Origin of the sequence: Butyrivibrio hungatei DSM 14810, assembly GCF_900143205.1 — a bacterium.
Taxonomy (GTDB): domain Bacteria; phylum Bacillota; class Clostridia; order Lachnospirales; family Lachnospiraceae; genus Butyrivibrio; species Butyrivibrio hungatei.
In genome coordinates, this window is record NZ_FRDH01000006.1 from 180,988 (window position 1) to 200,079 (window position 19,092).

The window sequence follows — 19,092 nt, forward strand, 5'->3', positions numbered from 1 at the left end:
TGACTGGCATGGGCGAGAAACACTTGGAGGTTTTAAATTAATATACTTCTACCTGGCCTTGGAAGATTCGTCTAAGTCTGTTACGAACCATGATGAAGGCTGGTATCAGGAAGGCGTCTGCAAGGATCCAGGCTGCTGGACTTGCAAGACAGATTGCTATAAAGCCGAATTTTGGAACGAAGAGGAGGGCTACTGCGCCCCTTCCGATCATTTCCATTACTCCGGCAAGTACTGCAAACATTGAAAATCCCATTCCCTGGATAAGGAATCTAACAATGTTTACAAGAGCAAGTGGTACATAGAATAAGCTGTTATAAAAGAGGAACAGGTGGGCGTTGTCGAGGCATGCCACATCTCCTGCCTCCAGGAATATCATTGAGAACTGTCTTCCAAAAAGTGCAAGGACTACAAATGCTAAGATTGCATAGCCACATCCAATCTTGCAGGCTGCGATAAGACCGTCCTGGAGGTGCTCAAGCTTCTTGGCACCAACGTTCTGTCCGCCATAAGTTGCCATTGTTGATCCAAGGGCATCAAATGGAATACAGAAGAACATCGCAACCTTGCTGGCTGTGGTAACAGCAGCAATCGCATCTTCGCCAAGGGAGTTAATGGCGATCTGAAGGATTACACTTCCAATAGCTGTGATGGAATACTGAAGTCCCATTGGAACACCCATGTTGAGAAGGATCACGAAGTGATGTCTATCAAGCTCCCAGTCTTCCTTCTGTAAGTGAAGGATATCTATCTTTCGAATAATAAAGATAAGGCAAAGGGCTCCTGAAATACCCTGAGAAATAACTGTAGCAAAGGCCGCCCCAAAGATTCCCCAGTGGAATGGAACGATGAACACGATATCCAGAACGATATTAACAACTGATCCGATGATCAGGTACTGAACAGGGTGCTTGCTGTCTCCAAGAGCTCTGATGATTCCAGATAAAAGGTTATACATATATGTAACCGGAATTCCAAGAAATATTACTAATATATAAATGTATGCGTATTCAAAAACTGACTCAGGTGTCTTCATAGCAGTAAGGATCTGCCTACAGAAAACACTGACAAGAACTGTCATCACTAGAGCGAATATAGCACTGAGGATGATAGAGTGTGTTACAAACTTACGCATGCTCTTATAGTCTTTGGCTCCAAATCTCTGAGCTACAGGAATCGCAAATCCATTACATACTCCCATGCAAAATCCCATGATAAGGAAATTGATTGAGCCTGTTGAACCCATTCCTGAATAAGCCTCTTTGCCAAGGAACCAGGAAACAATAGCTGTATCTATAATGTTGTACAACTGCTGGAAGAGCATTCCCCACAAAAGAGAAAGCGCAAATCCAAAGATAAGAGACATTGGATTTCCTACAGTTAAGTCTTTTACATTACTACTTTTTTGCATGTTTTAAACCATTCTTTCAAAATATCGAACATGTTTTTTGGTACTGAGATAGTCTACTACATTTTGATAAAATATCAAGTATATTTTTAGGAGGAAACTTCCAAAAATAGTGCAATTATTGTACAATAGTCGTATCTTACTAGCACAGATATAGTGCGGGAACGAGGACAAAATGGATAATATCAAAGCAGTTGTTTCTCTAGGTCATGAAGCCCTTGGTGTCAACACCATGGAACAGAGAGCTGCCACACAGCTCACTGGTAAAGCTCTTGCAGATCTTGTAGAGGCCGGCTATCAGCTGGTCATCACTCACAGTAATGGTCCACAGGTCAGCATGATCCATAAGGCTATGACCGAACTTCACAGAATGTATATAGATTACACTTCAGCTCCTATGTGTGTCTGCAGTGCCATGAGCCAGGGTTACGTTGGCTATGATATTCAGAACTCACTCAAGACAGAGCTCACAAAACGCGGAATCTATAAACCAGTCAGCACAATCCTTACACAGGTTACAGTTGATCCTTATGACGAAGCTTTCTACGCTCCTACCAAGGAGATTGGTCGTAATATGTCCAAGGAAGACGCAGATAATGAGGTAAAAAAAGGTAACTTCGTAAAAGAGATTCCTGGAAACGGATACAAGAGGATCATTGCAGCTCCTAAGCCAATCGACATCGTTGAGATCGATGCTATCAGAACTCTTGTGGATGCCGGTCAGGAAGTTATCGCTTGCGGCGGTGGCGGAATCCCTGTTATTCAGCAGGGACATACCCTTAAAGGTGCATCTGCCGTAATTGAAAAGGATGCTATTGCAGGCAAGCTTGCAGCAGACCTCAAAGTAGACAGACTCATCATCTTAACTTCAGTTCCTTATGTGTACAAGAACTTCCAGAAGGAAGACCAGGAACCGATCATCAAGATGAACGTAGCAGACGCCAAGAAGTATATTGAGACTGGCGAGTTTGGAGAAGTCGACATGCTTCCTAAGATTGAAGCTGCTATCGAATTCCTCGAAGCCAATCACAACGGATCAGTTCTCATTACATCACTTGATTCTGTTGATGCTGCTCTTAAGGGCAAGGCTGGTACATTCATTACTTTTGAATAATTTCTTTTATTATATAAAGCCCCACGCAAATGCGTGAGGCTTTAATTTTGTCTTTAAACCTGTTTTGCTGCTTCAGTATTAAACTGAGGTATTCTAGGCTGGAAGCTCTCTCCTCTGATCTCGATCAAAGGACTTGCTTTCTTTTCAATATAGTCACGAGTAATAGTTACTCTTCCGATGTTCTCATCCTTAGGGATTTCATACATGATATCAAGCATGAAATCTTCTATAATGGCACGAAGAGCTCTGGCTCCTGTATCTTTTTCAAGAGCCTTCTCTGCTATAGCTTCAAGGGCTGAATCATCAAAGCGAAGATCAACCTCATCTAGTGCAAGAAGCTTCTGATACTGCTTAAGGATCGCATTCTTTGGCTCTTTTAATATCTGTATCAGCATCTCTTTATCAAGAGCCTGAAGTGTACATATGATAGGAAGTCTTCCGAGGAACTCAGGGATCATACCAAATTTCTTGAGATCTTCCACTGTGACATTTGAAAGAAGATTTGGATCATCTTCATACTTATCCTTAAGATCCGCATCAAATCCGATTGATGTCTTCTTATTAAGTCTCTGGGTAATGATCTCCTCAAGGTCAGGGAAAGCACCTCCGCAGATGAAAAGAATATTTCTGGTATTAACAGTTGTAAGAGGAACCATGGCGTTCTTGCTGCCTGCTCCTACAGGAACTTCGACATTTGATCCTTCGAGAAGCTTAAGCATTCCCTGCTGAACTGATTCACCGCTGACATCTCTTGCTGTAGTATTCTTTTTCTTGGCGATCTTGTCTATCTCATCAATAAAGATGATTCCGTGCTCTGTCTTCTCAACATCATTGCCAGCAGCTGCAAGGAGCTTACTAACTACGCTCTCTATATCATCACCGATATAACCAGCTTCTGTAAGTGATGTGGCATCTGCAATAGCAAGAGGCACATCAAGAAGCTTAGCAAGCGTCTTAACAAGATAAGTCTTACCACTACCTGTTGGTCCAAGAAGAAGGATATTAGACTTCTCGATCTCAATATCATCCATTGTATCTGTAGCCACTCTCTTGTAGTGATTATAAACTGCAACAGACATTACCTTCTTAGCCTGGTCCTGTCCGATGACATACTCATCAAGCTTAGCCTTGATCTTATGAGGAGCCGGGATATTCTTTATATCAAAAGCTGGCTTAACCTTGCTCTCACTCTTTTTCTTGATCTTCTGTGAATTAGGAATGCCACCAAACGGTTGATCACCCATACCAAAGAAACCAAATCCCGGGAACCCATTTGTATTCTTGTTGAGTTCATTCATAAGATTTGGGTTGTTCAGCATGTTCTGATAATCAAACTGGCTGACTGTGTCCATGGTCTTTTGCATGCAGTCATTACAGATGCAGATATTGTTTGGAAGATGGAACATCTTACCAGCCTTGCTCTCTGGACGTCTGCACACAAAACAAACATCTTCATATTCAGTTTTGTCGCCGTTTTCTTTGGTTGCATCAGAAGACTCAGATGTTGTATCAACAACATCTGAGCCATCATCACCCTCTTTTATCTCTCTGAAATCAAATTCGTCGTCTCTGTTTCCTGCCATATATACCTCATTAAAATATTAGTGACCGCTACCCTGACCGCTCTTAGCATTTGGATCGCCGGCTGGCTGCTGGTCTATACTGCCGCCATTATTGCCGTTTCCAGAACCATTGCCATTTCCAGAATTGCCGCTTCCATTTGTTGCATTAGAATCAGTCATAGCCTTGCCAAGTGTAAGGTCCATAGTGATCTCATTATATTCTGCGCCGTTAGCTCTTTTAACAGTAACCTTTACTGTTGTACCGGCTGAATAGTACGCAAGCTTGTTCTGAAGCTCATCCATTGATGTGATCTCGTCACCCTCAAAGCCAACGATGACATCGCCCTTCTGCATGCCAGCTGCCTGAGCTCCACCGCCATCAGCAACTTCTGCAACATAGATACCAAGTGGAAGTCCATACATCTGAGATACTGATGATGTAACTGTCACACCTGAAATTCCAAGATATCCTCTCTCTTCATCAGAAACCTTTACCTTGGTCTCTTCATTCATGAGCTTGTCGATGATAGGACGTGCAACTGAAATAGGAATTGCATAGCCCATACCTTCAATTGTCTCTCCGCCGATCTTGTTAGAATTGATACCGATTACTTCACCAGATATATTAAGAAGTGCACCACCTGAGTTACCTGGGTTTATTGCTGCATCTGTCTGGATAAATGTCTGATATGCGCCCTCAGAAATCTCAACTTCTCTGTTAACAGCTGAAATTACGCCTGTTGTAACTGACTGGCCATATCCAAGAGCGTTACCGATTGCAATGGCTGGCTCGCCAAGCTTGAGTGAATCGCTGTCTCCAAGAGTTGCTACCTTGATGGAATCAAGGGTATCTGATGAAATGTCATCAAGCATAACTGCTATAACTGCAAGATCCATATCCTGATCAGTTCCTTTGACAACCGCCTGAACTGAAGCATCATCTGTAAAGATAACTTCCAATGAATCTGCGCCTTCGATAACATGGTAGTTAGTTGCAATTAAAAGCTCAGTATCATTCTGACCTACGATGATACCACTACCTGAAGCCTGTGCTTCCTGTTCCTGAACATATCCAAAGTAGTTCTGAGAAGCTGTATAGTTGTTATGAATGATTACCATTGCTGGCATTACTTCTGAAACAACACCTGTAACATCAGTAACTACTGCCTTAATTTCTCCAGCTACTGTTGTAGTCTGAATCTTGCTCTCTTCCTCAGCTACATCTTCAGCAGCCTTGGTAGCCTCTTCTGCTGCAGCTTCCTCTTTTGCTGTCTCGTCCTGAGCTTCTTCCTGAGTTTCCTCGACCTGCTTGGAACCATCTTTGACACTAGCAAAGAGTTCTGGTCTATTTGTTACTGCGTAGTAGCCTGCTCCAATGCCACCAGTCAAAAGAGCTATTGCTACTATAATTGCTACTGCGATGCCTGCTGTATTTCTTTTCTTTGGCGCAGGCTTCTGATTTGTTGCCCCAGAATTCATGTTGCCATTGGAGCTATATTGATAAGTTCCATAGCTCTGTTGCCCGTTACCATAGCTGTAAGAATTCTGTGAGCTATTCCCCATATATCCATTTCCATAACTATAATTGTTGTAAGGGTTGCTGTTTGTACCTGGCTTGTTTTCTTCTTCAAACATAGGTCATACCTTCTTCCTTTCAAATTATGGCTTTAGTATAGTTTCATTCTGTGACGGAATTGTGTTGAATTTATAATAAAAAAATAATATTAGAATTAATAATCTTCTTCTAAAACCTGTATTTCCAGATAGTCGAAATCTATTTCCTCGATAAAAGAGTCCTGATAGAACCTGCATTTATTATGAAGCTGAAAATCTTTGACTATTGGGTCCAGCCAAATAGGCTTTGGAAGGTCAAATTCATAGCACGCCTTTTCAAGGGCGTTCATTATTTTGTGAGTTCTTTTGTCATAAGTCTCATCGCATATTACTGTATCCTTGATCAAGTGGTTATCATCAATAACTCTGCACCACATTCTAAACATAGATAAATACCGCCTTGTTAAAGTTCTTTTCATAATAAATGCTGGATCATGAGCTTATCTCATAATCCAGCATATAATCATTTTATAATATTATCTGTAAAAACTCCACTTGCTCTTAAGGCTTCAAGGAAACTCTCCCTTGTGCGGGTAATGATGAGTTCCTCTGGGAAGTGGATGTCTTCTAGCATTGCAAGAGCCTTAGATGCATTGCCAATCTCATAAGCCATATGAGCATCAGTATTGACTGCAATCTTAACTCCAAGCTCTGCGCATCTTACTGCAACCTGTCTACAAAGACTCTGATGATGGCCTTCGTATGAGAAGCTGGCCTCGTTGATCTCAAGGGCCTTGTTCATATCCTTGGCTGCCTTAAGCACCGGGTCCATCTCAAACTCAACACCAGATCTTCCAATGTGTCCTATGAAAAGAACCTTTGGATGGCTAAGAGCATTTATAAACATCTGAGTGTTCTCAGCTGCCGAATGACCTACTGTATGTCTCTTGGAATGAACACTTGCGATCACATAGTCCATTCTTCGGAATACCATATCACTAAGTGACATTGGGCTTTCCATCTCATCGCCAACAATAGACTTGGTGATGATGTTATCAAATCCAAACATGTGGCCTTCCATATCTACGATGTCAGCCTCACAGCCCCTTAAAAGAGTGACTCCGTGAAACTGCCTTGGCCACATATTAGTTCCAAAGAAAAACTGATAATTCTTGACGTTTTCGTAATCCGAAAAGAGCATAGAACTGAAATGATCAGTACTGCCGAGAAGCTTGATTCCCTTCTCGCTGGCAGCCCTAACATTCTCTTCTATGGTTGAATATGCATGTCGTGAATAAATTGTATGTGTATGGGTATCACATTCTATATGGTACATCTAAAAACCTCTATTTCTCTTACTTCCCCCATATCACAGCTTCATGATCAGTCTTCGTATCCGTTAGGATTCTGGCTCTGCCACTTCCATGAATCTGCGCACATTTCTTTGATACCATTCTCAGCCTTCCAGCCAAGTTCCTTCTCTGCCTTGTCAGCATTTGAGTAGCAAGTTGCGATATCGCCAGGACGTCTGTCTCTGATCACATATGGGATCTTAACTCCTGTAGCTTCTTCGAAGTTCTTGACGATGTCAAGTACGCTGTATCCTACGCCTGTACCAAGGTTGTAGATGTTAAGTCCGCTTCCAGGAGCAAGCTTCTTGAGAGCCTTAACATGTCCTACTGCAAGGTCAACTACGTGGATGTAATCACGTACGCCGGTTCCGTCTGGTGTATCGTAGTCGTTACCAAATACATTGAGTTCAGGAAGCTTACCTACTGCAACCTGTGTGATGTATGGCATAAGGTTGTTAGGAATTCCATTAGGATTCTCACCGATTGTTCCGCTCTTGTGTGCTCCGATTGGATTGAAGTATCTAAGAAGAACTACATTCCACTCTGGATCAGCCTTCTGAATATCTGTAAGAACCTGCTCAAGCATTGACTTTGTCCATCCATAAGGGTTTGTACATGTTCCCTTAGGGCATTCCTCTGTGATAGGAATAAATGCTGGGTTACCGTAAACTGTTGCTGAAGATGAGAAGATAATGTTCTTGCAGTTATGCTTTCTCATGACATCAACAAGTGTAAGTGTTCCTGTGATGTTGTTGTCATAATACTCCCAAGGCTTCTGAACTGACTCGCCTACTGCCTTGAGTCCAGCGAAGTGAATTACGCTGTCAATCTTCTCTGTTGAAAAGATCTTCTCGAGATCATCTCTGTTTCTAATATCTGCCTCATAAAATGGCACTTTTTTACCAGTAAGCGCCTCAACTCTGCCAATTACTTTCTTGCTTGCATTTGCCAGATTGTCCATAACTACCACGTCGTATCCAGCGTTCTGTAGCTCAACGACTGTGTGTGATCCGATATATCCTGCTCCACCTGTTACTAGAATTGCCATTTTGTTACCTCTCTTTTTGTTCTTTGCAAAATGTTGTCTGTTTTCACAAATTGCTATCTTGGCTTTTATTTTAGTAAGTGAATTACTATATTACAACGTTCTTTTGTTATGCGTACCTGTCATAATGTTAACTGATTGTAATCAAAGCTCAATTCCACACTTCTTGCAAAGTTCTCTTGCAGACTCTACTGAATCCACACCTTCCTTGTTCTTGATTGGTGCGAACTCATACTCTCTTACTACTTCATAAGGAAGGCAGCTATCAAGCATGTGGATCATATCAAGAACCAGCTGCTCGAACTTGCATCCGTTTGGTTTCTCAGGCTTAACAAGCTCAGCGTTCTCATCAATATATGGAATCTTCTTCTCAACAACGTGAAGAGGAAGAGTCTTTTTAGCGATCTCATTGAGAGCCTTCTCATTGAAGAGGTAGTTAAGGATTACACCATAGTTGTATGCTGGATCGCCGTTGGCATCCTTGGCATCCATCATCTCCTGTGAAAGCTCATAGTACTCAACAATAGATGGCTTGCCATCCTCAAGGCACATAACACCAACTTTCTCGTCTGGCGCGTTCTTGCGAACAACCTTGGCTCCGCAGTCAACGCCTGCATTAAGTGTTGCACCTACAAAGCAAGGATCTGCGATTCTCTGAAGAACGTTATCTACTGCAAAGATATCGATCCACTCGATGCCCTCTGCAAGGATAACATCGCGAAGGCCAGCCTTGAGCATTGATGAATACCAGCCTGCATTACCATTAGGTGATGTGGAAATTCTGCCCTTGCCTTCCATGTAAACCTTTCCTTCATAATCTGAAGCTGGCGCCATATCCTGCTTGAAGAATGTTACCTTATCCTCAGGATATCCAAAGTAGTTGTGCTCCTTAAGGAAGTTTACAGTAGCATCATTATTCTTTTCACTTGTCATGATAAAGAGGTGGATATATGCGCCATCAGCTGCCTTAACTGTATCCTGTAGGTTCTCGATGATCCTCTGGAAAATGTATACGTGCTTGGTAAGACCGATGTCATACATTCCCTTAGGGTTATCTGATCCAAGTCTTGTACCCATTCCACCTGCCAAAAGAACTGCTGCCACCTTGCCAGCCTTAATAGCCTCTACACCTATCTTAGTGAATTCATCTTTTCTCTTCTCAATCTCAGAAACCTGCATTGCTGCAAGTGGAGCAAACTTTCCCCTTCCTTCGCTCTTTCCAAGGTTCTTGCAGTTTGCAAGTACAGCAAAATCTGTATCCTCAATCTGCTGAAGAAGATCAGCCTTCTCGCCATCTGAAAGCTCATCATAATATTTGAGAACATGGCTCTGGCCATACTCCTCAAGTTTCTTTTTTGCTTCTTCTAAGTTCATAACGTTTCCTTTCCGTCGTCCTCTAATAAACACTTTTTCCATTTTACCACATGTCAAAGTTTTCGTAAAAAGTGAGTTTTGAGGACGGAGGAAGTGAGCCATAGGGACGGAGGTTGGGGCTCATTTTTTACAAAAATGAGCCCCAACCTCCGTCCCTATGGCTCACTTCCTCTGTCCCTATGCTCACTTTCCACAAAAAAGAGAAGTCACCACACAAATGGCAACTTCTCTCGATCAAATTTCTTTTATCAGCCTGCTGGTGCTGCTTCTGGAGCAGGTGCAGGGGCTGGAGTTCCTGGTGTCCAGCCTGCTGGATCAACAAGGATTCCGTTCTTGTCAAATGTGCAATTTACGTTATCAAGAAGTGCTGTAACTTTTACAAGCATTCTTCCGTTGTTAACATCGAAGTATCTCCAACCTTCTGGAGTCTGTACCCAGCCAACAACCTGATGTCCGTCAGTTGGATCAAGATAGTAAACACCATCCTTGAGAGATGCAAGACCAACAACCATCTTACCATCTGCACCAAAGTAGAAGTTCTTGCCATCGATTGCGTTCCAGCCTGTAACCATCTTGCCGTCTGGTCCAAAATAGAATCTGCTAGCAACATCTCCTGACCAGCCTGTCTGCATAACGCCTTCTGCGTCAAAGATATAATTAGCTTTATCAAGAGTTACAAGACCAGTAACAGCTGTATGTGTATCTGGCGCAAAGTAGAATCTCTGTCCCTGTTCATTGGAGAACCATCCGCTAATAGCGATACCATCTGCACCAAACATATACTTACCAGTTTCAAGTGCGATCATACCTGTCTGCATTGCACCACTTGGACCAAAGAAGTAAAGCTTGTCGCCAATCTGTGTAAGACCTGCGTGCATTGCATAATTTTCATCAAAGTAGTGGATGCCATCCTCAAGCTGAACAAAACCCTTCTGGCAAACACCATCTGCATTGGCATAATATACACCAGCTTCTCCAAGATTGAGAAGGCCTGTGCATCTATTACCATTAGCATCAAAGTAGAATCTTGAACCGTCGATATCATTAAATCCAACTGCTGCAAGTCCGCCTTCTGCTGGCTTGAGATAATAGATACCTGTCTCATCCTGGAACCAACCAGTCTGAACAAATCCATTAGCATCTGTATGATATCTTCCGTTTGCAAGGTTGAGCCAACCATACTGCTTACGGTAATTGCTGTAGTAGAATACGTGTCCGCCCCAGCTATTAAATCCCTCCGGAATAATACGAGAGAAATAATCTGCGTAGAGGTGATTAACATCTACTCTTGAAGGAACACCTGCATATGAGCCATGGCTTGTTGACTGCCACATAGCATATTCACCAGGATAATCACAGGATGAATTGTACTGAGCAACCCACTTTGCAGAAGCTACACTAGGCATTCTCTGAAGGAACCAGTTACGGCTAGCGTATACCATTGTCTCATATCCATTTGCATTGAGGATTCCACAGAAAGTATCTGCGATAGCCTGAAGCTGTGCAGCATTGAGTCCTCTCTGACACTGATCTTCAATATCAATTGCAACTGGGAAAGTTACTGTATATGGAGCTATCCATGCGAGAACCTGATTAGCCTCTGCAGCAGCTGCCTCTGGAGTAGTAGCGTATGAATAGATATAGATACCTGTTCTAACGCCAGCAGCATTGGCTCCGTTGATGTTATTTACAAATTGTTCGTCTAGACCCTTCTTGGTAGTACCAACACGGATCATAGCAAATCTGATGCCTGAAGCTTTGACCTGTTGCCAGTTGATTGCTCCCTGATACTTGGAAACATCGATACCTACTGCAACTTCTGGTCCTGCTCCTGCAGCCTCAGCTGTGATACAGCCTACAGGCGAAAAAGATAGGAGCGCAACCATAGAGATGAGCATTCCTACTGAAAGAATGAGTTTTCCCACTTTTTTCATTTACACTGACTCCCCTCGGATTTTTACATTTTTCTTAACATAAACAATTATATAAGAAATGCCACTTTGGAGCAACCTCCAAAGTGGCACTTTATTATTAAACTAAAACCCCATAGCCCCTAATTTGACGATATATCGTCAAATACTTTATCAATCCTTAAGTGCTTTACGCGAATGGATTCTCTGTTGGATATGGAAGTGAAGCTGGCTGATTGTAGCCGATAACCTCTGCTCCAACATACTTAAATACTTCGTAAAGAGCCTTTCCGAAGTGTCCGAATGCAACTGCTCCGTGGTGAGGGAAGTTGTGCTGGATAAGGATATGTCTATAGAATCTTCCCATCTCAGGAATAGCGAATACACCGATTCCACCGAATGACTGAGTAGCAACAGGAAGAACTTCACCCTGTGCAACATATGCCTTAAGGTGATTATCTGATGTGCTCTGAAGTCTATAGAATGTGATATCACCAGGAATGATGTCACCTTCAAGTGTTCCCTGTGTAACCTCCTCAGGAAGGTTTCTAGCCATGATTCTCTGGAACTTCATCTCGCAGCTTGAAAGCTTGCTTGTGCATGTATTTCCGCAGTGGAAGCCCATGAATGTATCTGTGTGCTTGTAGTCGAACTTGCCCTTGATTGACTGCTCGTACATATCAGCAGGTACAGAGTTGTTGATATCAAGAAGTGTAACAGCATCATCAGAAATGCATGTTCCGATGAACTCTGAAATTGCACCATAGATATCTACTTCGCAAGATACAGGGATTCCTCTGCCTGTAAGTCTTGAGTTAACGTAGCAAGGAACGAATCCGAACTGTGTCTGGAATGCAGGCCAGCACTTACCAGCGATACATACATATTTCTTGCCGCCTCTGTGCTCTTCGATCCAGTCAAGAAGTGTAAGCTCATACTGAGCAAGCTTCTCAAGGATTTCAGGCTTCTTGTTACCAGCGCCAAGATCCTTTTCCATATCTGCCTTAACTTCTGCGATTCTAGGATCACCAGCGTGCTTGTTGAATGACTCAAAGAGGTCAAGCTCTGAATTCTCTTCAATTTCAGCACCCATGTTGTAGATCTGCTGGATAGGAGCGTTACAAGCAAGGAAGTTCATAGGACGTGGTCCGAATGAAATAACCTTGAGGTTTGCAAGTCCATCAAGTGCTCTAGCGATTGGAACGAACTCGTTGATCATCTTAGCACACTCATCAGCTGTTCCTACTGGATACTCTGGGATGTATGCCTTAACGTTACGAAGGTGAAGGTTATAGCTTGCGTTGAGCATACCGCAGTAAGCATCTCCTCTACCATCGATAAGGTCGCCCTGTGACTCTTCTGCTGCCGCACAGAACATTACAGGTCCGTCAAACTTCTCTGCAAGAAGTGTCTCAGAAATTTCTGGTCCGAAGTTTCCAAGATATACGCAAAGAGCGTTACATCCAGCCTTCTTAACATCTTCAAGAGCCTCAAGTGTCTGAGTCTCACTCTCGATGATGCATACAGGACACTCATAAACGTCCTTGTCGTTGTAGTTCTTTTTGTAGGCCTCTACTAAAGCCTTTCTTCTGTTTACAGCAAGTGAAGCTGGGAAACAGTCACGGCTTACTGCAACAAGACCGATTTTTACCTCTGGAATATTGATCATAATAAATCCCCTTTCTTTTTTATACCAAGAGCAATATGCTCTACTCTACCTGTAGTCTAACCGACGTATATCATTATCAGCTAAAAAGCACTAAAAAACAACGTGCCAAATTATAGAAAATACCCCGATAAAATTATTCAAAATACCTATATCTTGTAATCTTTTACCCTTCTAAAAAAGACAAGCTATCAAAGAGTAACCCCAATCTCTACACACTCGTGTCCAGTAAGCTCTTTTGATCTAGTATCTGGCTGCTGGCATCCAGCATAAAGCTTGAAGTTCTTGGCAAATATCTTTCTCTCGCCTTCTTCATTTACAGATGTAAATGCCTTCTTATCAAGCTTAACAGTAACCTCTACCTCTGAGCCTGCAGGAACGTGCACTCTCTTGAAGCCGCAAAGGCTTGGATGTGTTGTAGCAAATTTAGAATCAAGATCTTTGATATAAACCTGAACGACCTCGTCCGTGTCTACCTTGCCGTCATTTGCCACCTTAACTGTAAGCTCAGCATCAACAAGGCCATCCTTGGAGCCATTATCCATATGCAGATGAGGATCAGGCTTAACATAGCAATCGCCATATGTAAGTCCGTATCCAAAAGGATAAAGAGGTGTTCCCTCAAAGTATCTGTAAGTTCTATTCTTCATAGAATAGTCCTTAAAATCTGGAATATCATCAGCTGAAGCATAGAACGTTACAGGAAGCTTACCTGAAGGTGAAACATCACCAAAGAGGATATCTGCAACATCCTTACCGCCTCTAGCACCTGGGTACCAAGCCTGAAGTACTGCATTAGCCTCTTCCTGAGCCTTACTAAGATCAATAGCACTACCAGCCATATCAATTACGATGGTAGGCTTGCCACACTCAAGCACTGAGTAAAGAAGCTGTCTCTGGCAAAGAGGCAGATTAAGATTGATCTTGTCTCCTGACGCGAACTGGTTTCCTGCGTCACCCTCTTCACCCTCAAGATTCTCATCAAGACCAACTACAACAACCACTACATCTGAGTGGTCTGCAACTGCCTGCGCCTCTGAAAGTCTGTCTGGAAGATTAGGATCTGCCAGGTTACTGATATTATTCTTGAAGATGTCTGAACCTTCAGAATAAAGAACTCTGACATCATCTCCAACCTTGTCCTGGATACCTTCTAGAACAGTGATGTATCTTGAAGCTGTTCCATGGTAATTACCAATAAGTGAAAGTCTTGAGTTAGCATTTGGTCCAACTACACCAATAGTCCTTATCTTGGACTTATCAAGTGGAAGAAGTCCATCATTTTTAAGAAGTACTACTGACTCCCTTGCAGCTCTGCTAGCTACAGCAAGATGCTCTTTGCACTCAACCTTCTCAAAAGGAATCTCATCATACTCTGTCTTATCAAACATTCCAAGAAGGAATCTTGTAGTAAAGAGTCTCTCACAGGATGTTGTAATGAGCTCTTCATCAAGAATACCTGCTCTATAAGCATTCATGATAGTCTGATAAGTACATCCGCAGTTAAGGTCACATCCCATTTCAAGAGCAAGCTTAGCTGACTCTTCTGGGCTACTTGTTACCTTGTGATTTTCATGGAAATCCTTGATCGCCCAGCAGTCTGATACGAAGTGGCCTTCGAATCCCCACTTATCCCTAAGAGTATCAACCATGAGAGGCTTGTTTGCGCAGCATGGTTCACCATTTGTTCTGTTATAAGCGCCCATTACTGCCTCAACACCAGCCTCCTTTACGCATGCCTCGAAAGCAGGAAGGTACGTCTCTTCCAGATCCTTCTTGGATGCCTTGGCGTCAAAGAAATGTCTCTCTCCTTCAGGTCCTGAATGTACTGCAAAATGCTTGGCACATGCAGCAACCTTCATATATTCTCCATCACCCTGCATTCCCTTAACAAATGGAACTGCAAGCCTGCTGGTAAGATAAGGATCTTCTCCATAGGTCTCATGACCTCTTCCCCAACGTGGGTCTCTGAATATATTAACGTTAGGAGCCCAGAAAGTGAGTCCCTTGTAAATATCTCTGTCCTCTCTCTTAGACTGCTCGTTGTACTTGGCACGAGCCTCAACAGCAATTATCTCACCGATGGCGCCCATAAGCTCCTCATCAAATGCAGCTGCAAGTCCGATAGCCTGTGGGAACATTGTAGCTGTGCCCGCTCTTGCAACGCCGTGAAGAGCTTCATTCCACCAGTTGTATGCTGGAATTCCCAGTCTGTCGATAGCTGGAGCATCATAACGAAGCTGTGATGCTTTTTCATCAACAGTCATCTTAGCAACAAGTTCTTTTGCTCGCTTTCTAGCTTCCTCTCTATTCATAAAACAATCCCCTTAATCTATATTTCTTTTATGGTTCATTATCAATTTTAAAGAATAGAAATTGTTTTTTCTTACCATTTTTTGCCTTAATCAGCTTAATATTTGCGGATAAAAAAGAGACGTAACCACAAGGGTTACGCCTCTAAAATCATAATGTATTATGACGCTTATATCATGGTAGCATATCTGCGTCGCCGAAGTACTCAGCCCACTTCTCTGCACGCTCATCCATGATAGCCTGTCCACCAGCTGAGAGGTAATCTGACATGTAGCTATCCCATGTTGAATCGAAATCTGCTTCTGCAGCAACTACAGCGTTGTCATAGATCTGATCTCTCTTTGATGAAAGAGTATCGCCAACACCAGCTTCAGCTGTGATCTCTCCAACGTTTACATTAACTGGCTCAAGACCATCTGTGCGAGAGATAACATCTGCCTGGCTTACAAGCTCAGGATCTGCCTCTGCATAACCATATGCAAGTGAAAGAGCTGCAAGCTTCTCGTCACCAAAGTTTGTTCCGTTACATGTGATTGTGTAGTCAATGTTCTTACCAGAGTTCTGGATTGCATCGCCTGTTGCAGCAATGATCTGGATAGCGCCAGAATCAAGAACTTCGTGTGTTACGCCTTCATCACCAGCCTGAAGATACTTGATTGTCTCAGGTTTTGAAATGAAGTCAACATAAAGAAGTGATGCAAGAGGTTCTGTGTTAGTTGTTGGGAAGAAGATCTTTCTGTCACCAGCTGAGCTGTAAAGCCACTTAGCATACTTTCCTTCTGAGTTCTGGAAGCAATCTACAGGAACGAACTTAGCATCTTCACCAACATTTCTCTTAAGGTTTGCATTGATGCTGTCTTCACCGTTTCTGAATACATAATCCCAGTTGTGCTGGAATGCACCAACATAACCAGCTTTGATCATGTCATCCTCAGTTGTGTCTCCGCTTCCATAAAGAGCGAAATCTTTCCAAATAAGGTCTTCGTTGTACCACTTGTTAAGAAGCTTAACTGCTTCCTTTGTAGAAGCCTGTGTTACCATTCTGTCATCGAATCCGTTGATGTAGTATTCCTTATCTGTGATCTTAGGATCCATGAAAGATGTGATGATGTTAGCTGTTCTCCAACCTACATCATAGCTTGTTGAGAAAGGAACCATCTTGGAAGCATCTTTTCCAAGAAGAGTATCAGCGTTATCTCTGAATGCAATAAGCATATCTTCGAATTCCTGAGTTGTCTTTGGAGCCTCAAGTCCAAGCTTATCAAGCCAGTCCTGACGAACGAATGTTACGATTCTCTGCTGCTCAGCACGTCTACCTTCAATTGCCCAGATAGAACCAGTCTTAGGATCCTTATCCCAGTAAATGTTCTGCTCGCCAAGCCAGTTCCAAAGGTTTGGAAGATCAGCCTTGTATGCATCTACATAGTCAGCAAGGTCGATAACACCGCCCATCTGAGCGTATGTAAGAACTGTAGGATAGCTGTAAGTTACGCAGATGTCTGGAGCTTCGCCAGATGCAAGAAGGTTGTTGATATCATCAACCTCTGTCCATCTTGGAACCTTCTTGAAAGTAACTTCTACATTGTGCTCTTCAAGCATTCCCTTTTTGATGTACTCTGTGTACATGTTGTTTTCTGGATCTGATCCGCCATCGTTTCCTCTGTCGTAGATCTCTACTGTGATCTTTCTTGTCTCAGCAAACTTGCCGTCAACAAGTTCAGATGCAGTCTCTGGCTCAGCTGTTGTCTCCGACTCAGTAGCAGTTTCCTGCTTGGCTGTGTCTGTACCAGTCTGGGTCTCAGAGCCCCCGTTTGATGATCCGCAAGCTACGATTGAAAGTGCCATAACGGATGCAAGAAACATAGATAATACCTTTTTCTTCATAACTATACCTCCATTTTTATATGATAAATATCATTTACTACCAATTTAATACCTCGCCAAGTGATCATTCTTTTACAGCACCCAAAGTTACTCCGTGAATGAAGTACTTCTGAAGGAATGGATAAATACACAGGATAGGCACTGTTGAGAACATTACTACCGCAGCCTTAAGTGATTCTGAAAGGCCAGGTGCCGAGAAGCCTTCCTGTGTCGCAACCTCAACCTGGTTGATGTTGTTGATGATGTTATACAAAAGAAGCTGCAATGTGTAATACTTAGCATCTCTCATATACATGAGGGCATCTGAATAACCGTTCCATCTTCCTACCGCATAGAAAAGAGCTAGTGTTGCCATAACAGGCTTGGAAAGAGGAAGATAAATACTGATCAATATCCTAAAGAATGATGCTCCATCAATTTCAGCTGATTCTCTCAAACTATCAGGTATTCCATAAAAGAAGCTTCGCATGATGATCATGTTATAAACGCTCATTACACCTGGAATAATGAGAACCAATGGGTTACTCAAAAGGTTTAACTTCTGCATCAGCAGGTAATTAGGAATTGTTCCTGCGTTGAAGAACATTGTGATAGTAATGAATACGTTTATTGCTTTTCTTCCCTTAAGTCCTTCAAAGATAAGAGGATAAGCGCAAAGTGTTGTCATTGTAAGTGAAGCAACTGTACAAATGATAGTAAGGAAGACTGTCCAGAAGAAAGCTCTTACGTACTTTGCATCCTTAAGTACTGTTGCATATGCCTTGAAGTTCAGTCCCTTTGGAATAAGATATACTTCACTTCTTACGATATAATCCACACCGCTAAGTGACTTAGCAAGGAGGTTTAACATTGGGATAATGCAGATCGCACTTACAAGTAAGCAAAAGATCACAAATACAATATCCCAGATTTTATCTGCTCTTGATTTAACTTTCATGTCTATGCTCCTCCCTTACCATATTCCTCTCTCACCAAGTTTGCGTGAGATGAAGTTAGCCATTAACAGGAAGAACACACCAACAACTGACTGGAAAAGACCTACAGCTGTTGTAAGTGAGAACTGAAGTCCCTTAATACCTACTCTATAAACGAATGTTGGAATAACGTCAGCAACTCTCATTACGAGGTTATTCTGGAATGCGAATGGTCTGTCGAAACCACCACCAAGAATATTACCAAGGCTCATGATGAGAAGAACTACGATGGTTGGCTTGATTCCTGGAAGAGTGATATGCCACATCTTGCGGAATCTTCCTGCTCCATCAACAGCTGCTGCCTCATATAGTTCTGGATTGATACCTGCGATAGATGCCAGATAAACAATGGATCCCCAACCAAAGTTCTGCCAAATACCAAAGCCGATATAACTTCCAATCCAGTGACCTTCTTCATTAAGGAACGGAATAGCTTTTCCGCCAAGGTCATGAATTACCATGTTTACAAGACCATCATTTGGTGCAAGGAGCTGAAGTGCCAAGCTGTAGATGATGACCCAAGAAAGGAAGTGAGGCATATAAGCAATTGTCTGAACCACCTTCTTGTATCTTGCAAAACAAAGCTCATTTAATATCAGCGCAAAAATAATAGGTGCTGGAAAACCCAAGAACAGATCCAGCAAATTAAGTGTAAGTGTATTTCTAAGGGCATATTTAAAATCATTAGTCTTAAATGCCTTAATAAAATACTCAAATCCGTGATTGGCTGCTACTGGCAATTTCCAGATACTCTCAACCAAACTGTACTTCTTAAATGCAATCTGAACATAGACCATTGGTGCATATTTGAACACTAATAAATATGTCAGTGGTAACAGAAGCATGACGTATAACTGCCAATACCTCTTCATATAGACGCCAAACTTGAAATTAGACGTCTTCCCCTTCTCTTTCATACTTTTCCTCCTTATGCTTCTC

Annotated in this window: 14 protein-coding genes; 1 reads left to right on the forward strand and 13 read right to left on the reverse strand. The window is 42.4% G+C overall.

Annotation, left to right across the window (positions count from 1 at the left end; all coding sequences use genetic code 11):
* Positions 1-37: 37 nt before the first annotated feature.
* The gene (locus tag BUA02_RS08685) at positions 38-1,408 is read right to left on the reverse strand and encodes an MATE family efflux transporter (RefSeq protein WP_072702921.1); all 1,371 of its coding nucleotides are present in this window, start codon (positions 1,406-1,408) and stop codon (positions 38-40) included.
* A 172-nt stretch (positions 1,409-1,580) separates the two neighbouring features.
* Here BUA02_RS08685 and arcC point away from each other — a divergent pair, with 172 nt between their 5' ends.
* On the forward strand, positions 1,581-2,519 hold the full coding sequence (gene arcC / locus BUA02_RS08690) for a carbamate kinase (RefSeq protein WP_072702924.1): 939 nt from the start codon (positions 1,581-1,583) through the stop codon (positions 2,517-2,519).
* Between the two features lie 53 nt (positions 2,520-2,572).
* Here arcC and clpX read toward each other — a convergent pair whose 3' ends face one another.
* The 12 genes from clpX to BUA02_RS08750 all read right to left on the reverse strand — a co-directional run bounded on the left by clpX (position 2,573) and on the right by BUA02_RS08750 (position 19,070).
* A complete protein-coding gene (gene clpX / locus BUA02_RS08695; protein ID WP_072702927.1) occupies positions 2,573-4,102 on the reverse strand; it encodes an ATP-dependent Clp protease ATP-binding subunit ClpX in 1,530 nt (509 codons plus the stop codon).
* 18 nt (positions 4,103-4,120) lie between these two features.
* Positions 4,121-5,716 carry a S1C family serine protease gene (locus BUA02_RS08700; protein ID WP_072702930.1) on the reverse strand — a complete coding sequence of 532 codons (1,596 nt, stop codon included), beginning with the start codon at positions 5,714-5,716 and terminating at the stop codon, positions 4,121-4,123.
* A 95-nt stretch (positions 5,717-5,811) separates the two neighbouring features.
* Positions 5,812-6,081: a hypothetical protein gene (locus tag BUA02_RS08705; protein WP_071175040.1), complete on the reverse strand. Its 270-nt coding sequence runs from the start codon at positions 6,079-6,081 to the stop codon at positions 5,812-5,814.
* A 77-nt stretch (positions 6,082-6,158) separates the two neighbouring features.
* Positions 6,159-6,971 carry a phosphatase gene (locus BUA02_RS08710; protein WP_072702933.1) on the reverse strand — a complete coding sequence of 271 codons (813 nt, stop codon included), beginning with the start codon at positions 6,969-6,971 and terminating at the stop codon, positions 6,159-6,161.
* Between the two features lie 47 nt (positions 6,972-7,018).
* A complete protein-coding gene (gene galE / locus BUA02_RS08715) occupies positions 7,019-8,035 on the reverse strand; it encodes a UDP-glucose 4-epimerase GalE (protein ID WP_072702936.1) in 1,017 nt (338 codons plus the stop codon).
* A gap of 141 nt (positions 8,036-8,176) precedes the next feature.
* Positions 8,177-9,406, reverse strand: a complete 1,230-nt coding sequence (locus BUA02_RS08720) for a UTP--glucose-1-phosphate uridylyltransferase (RefSeq protein ID WP_072702939.1) — start codon at positions 9,404-9,406, stop codon at positions 8,177-8,179.
* Positions 9,407-9,654: 248 nt separating this feature from the next.
* A complete protein-coding gene (locus BUA02_RS08725; RefSeq protein ID WP_072702942.1) occupies positions 9,655-11,340 on the reverse strand; it encodes a GH25 family lysozyme in 1,686 nt (561 codons plus the stop codon).
* A 166-nt stretch (positions 11,341-11,506) separates the two neighbouring features.
* Complete coding sequence (locus BUA02_RS08730) at positions 11,507-12,985, reverse strand: L-fucose/L-arabinose isomerase family protein (protein ID WP_071175035.1); 1,479 nt, start codon at positions 12,983-12,985, stop codon at positions 11,507-11,509.
* Between the two features lie 188 nt (positions 12,986-13,173).
* Positions 13,174-15,297, reverse strand: coding sequence for a glycoside hydrolase family 3 C-terminal domain-containing protein (locus BUA02_RS08735; protein WP_072702945.1), 2,124 nt, complete (start codon positions 15,295-15,297; stop codon positions 13,174-13,176).
* Between the two features lie 172 nt (positions 15,298-15,469).
* A complete protein-coding gene (locus tag BUA02_RS08740) occupies positions 15,470-17,179 on the reverse strand; it encodes a type 2 periplasmic-binding domain-containing protein (RefSeq protein ID WP_072702948.1) in 1,710 nt (569 codons plus the stop codon).
* Positions 17,180-17,243: 64 nt separating this feature from the next.
* The gene (locus BUA02_RS08745) at positions 17,244-18,116 is read right to left on the reverse strand and encodes a carbohydrate ABC transporter permease (RefSeq protein ID WP_072702951.1); all 873 of its coding nucleotides are present in this window, start codon (positions 18,114-18,116) and stop codon (positions 17,244-17,246) included.
* Between the two features lie 15 nt (positions 18,117-18,131).
* The gene (locus BUA02_RS08750; protein WP_072702954.1) at positions 18,132-19,070 is read right to left on the reverse strand and encodes an ABC transporter permease; all 939 of its coding nucleotides are present in this window, start codon (positions 19,068-19,070) and stop codon (positions 18,132-18,134) included.
* Positions 19,071-19,092 lie beyond the last annotated feature (22 nt).

Excerpts from the sequence above, each read along its gene's own strand:
- BUA02_RS08735 (WP_072702945.1), bottom strand. The coding sequence starts at position 15,297 with ATGAATAGAGAGGAAGCTAGAAAGCGAGCAAAAGAACTTGTTGCTAAG.
- clpX (WP_072702927.1), bottom strand. The coding sequence starts at position 4,102 with ATGGCAGGAAACAGAGACGACGAATTTGATTTCAGAGAGATAAAAGAG.
- BUA02_RS08700 (WP_072702930.1), bottom strand. The coding sequence starts at position 5,716 with ATGTTTGAAGAAGAAAACAAGCCAGGTACAAACAGCAACCCTTACAAC.
- BUA02_RS08750 (WP_072702954.1), bottom strand. The coding sequence starts at position 19,070 with ATGAAAGAGAAGGGGAAGACGTCTAATTTCAAGTTTGGCGTCTATATG.
- BUA02_RS08725 (WP_072702942.1), bottom strand. The coding sequence starts at position 11,340 with ATGAAAAAAGTGGGAAAACTCATTCTTTCAGTAGGAATGCTCATCTCT.
- arcC (WP_072702924.1), top strand. The coding sequence starts at position 1,581 with ATGGATAATATCAAAGCAGTTGTTTCTCTAGGTCATGAAGCCCTTGGT.
- BUA02_RS08705 (WP_071175040.1), bottom strand. The coding sequence starts at position 6,081 with ATGTTTAGAATGTGGTGCAGAGTTATTGATGATAACCACTTGATCAAG.
- BUA02_RS08720 (WP_072702939.1), bottom strand. The coding sequence starts at position 9,406 with ATGAACTTAGAAGAAGCAAAAAAGAAACTTGAGGAGTATGGCCAGAGC.
- BUA02_RS08730 (WP_071175035.1), bottom strand. The coding sequence starts at position 12,985 with ATGATCAATATTCCAGAGGTAAAAATCGGTCTTGTTGCAGTAAGCCGT.
- galE (WP_072702936.1), bottom strand. The coding sequence starts at position 8,035 with ATGGCAATTCTAGTAACAGGTGGAGCAGGATATATCGGATCACACACA.
- BUA02_RS08710 (WP_072702933.1), bottom strand. The coding sequence starts at position 6,971 with ATGTACCATATAGAATGTGATACCCATACACATACAATTTATTCACGA.
- BUA02_RS08685 (WP_072702921.1), bottom strand. The coding sequence starts at position 1,408 with ATGCAAAAAAGTAGTAATGTAAAAGACTTAACTGTAGGAAATCCAATG.
- BUA02_RS08745 (WP_072702951.1), bottom strand. The coding sequence starts at position 18,116 with ATGAAAGTTAAATCAAGAGCAGATAAAATCTGGGATATTGTATTTGTG.
- BUA02_RS08740 (WP_072702948.1), bottom strand. The coding sequence starts at position 17,179 with ATGAAGAAAAAGGTATTATCTATGTTTCTTGCATCCGTTATGGCACTT.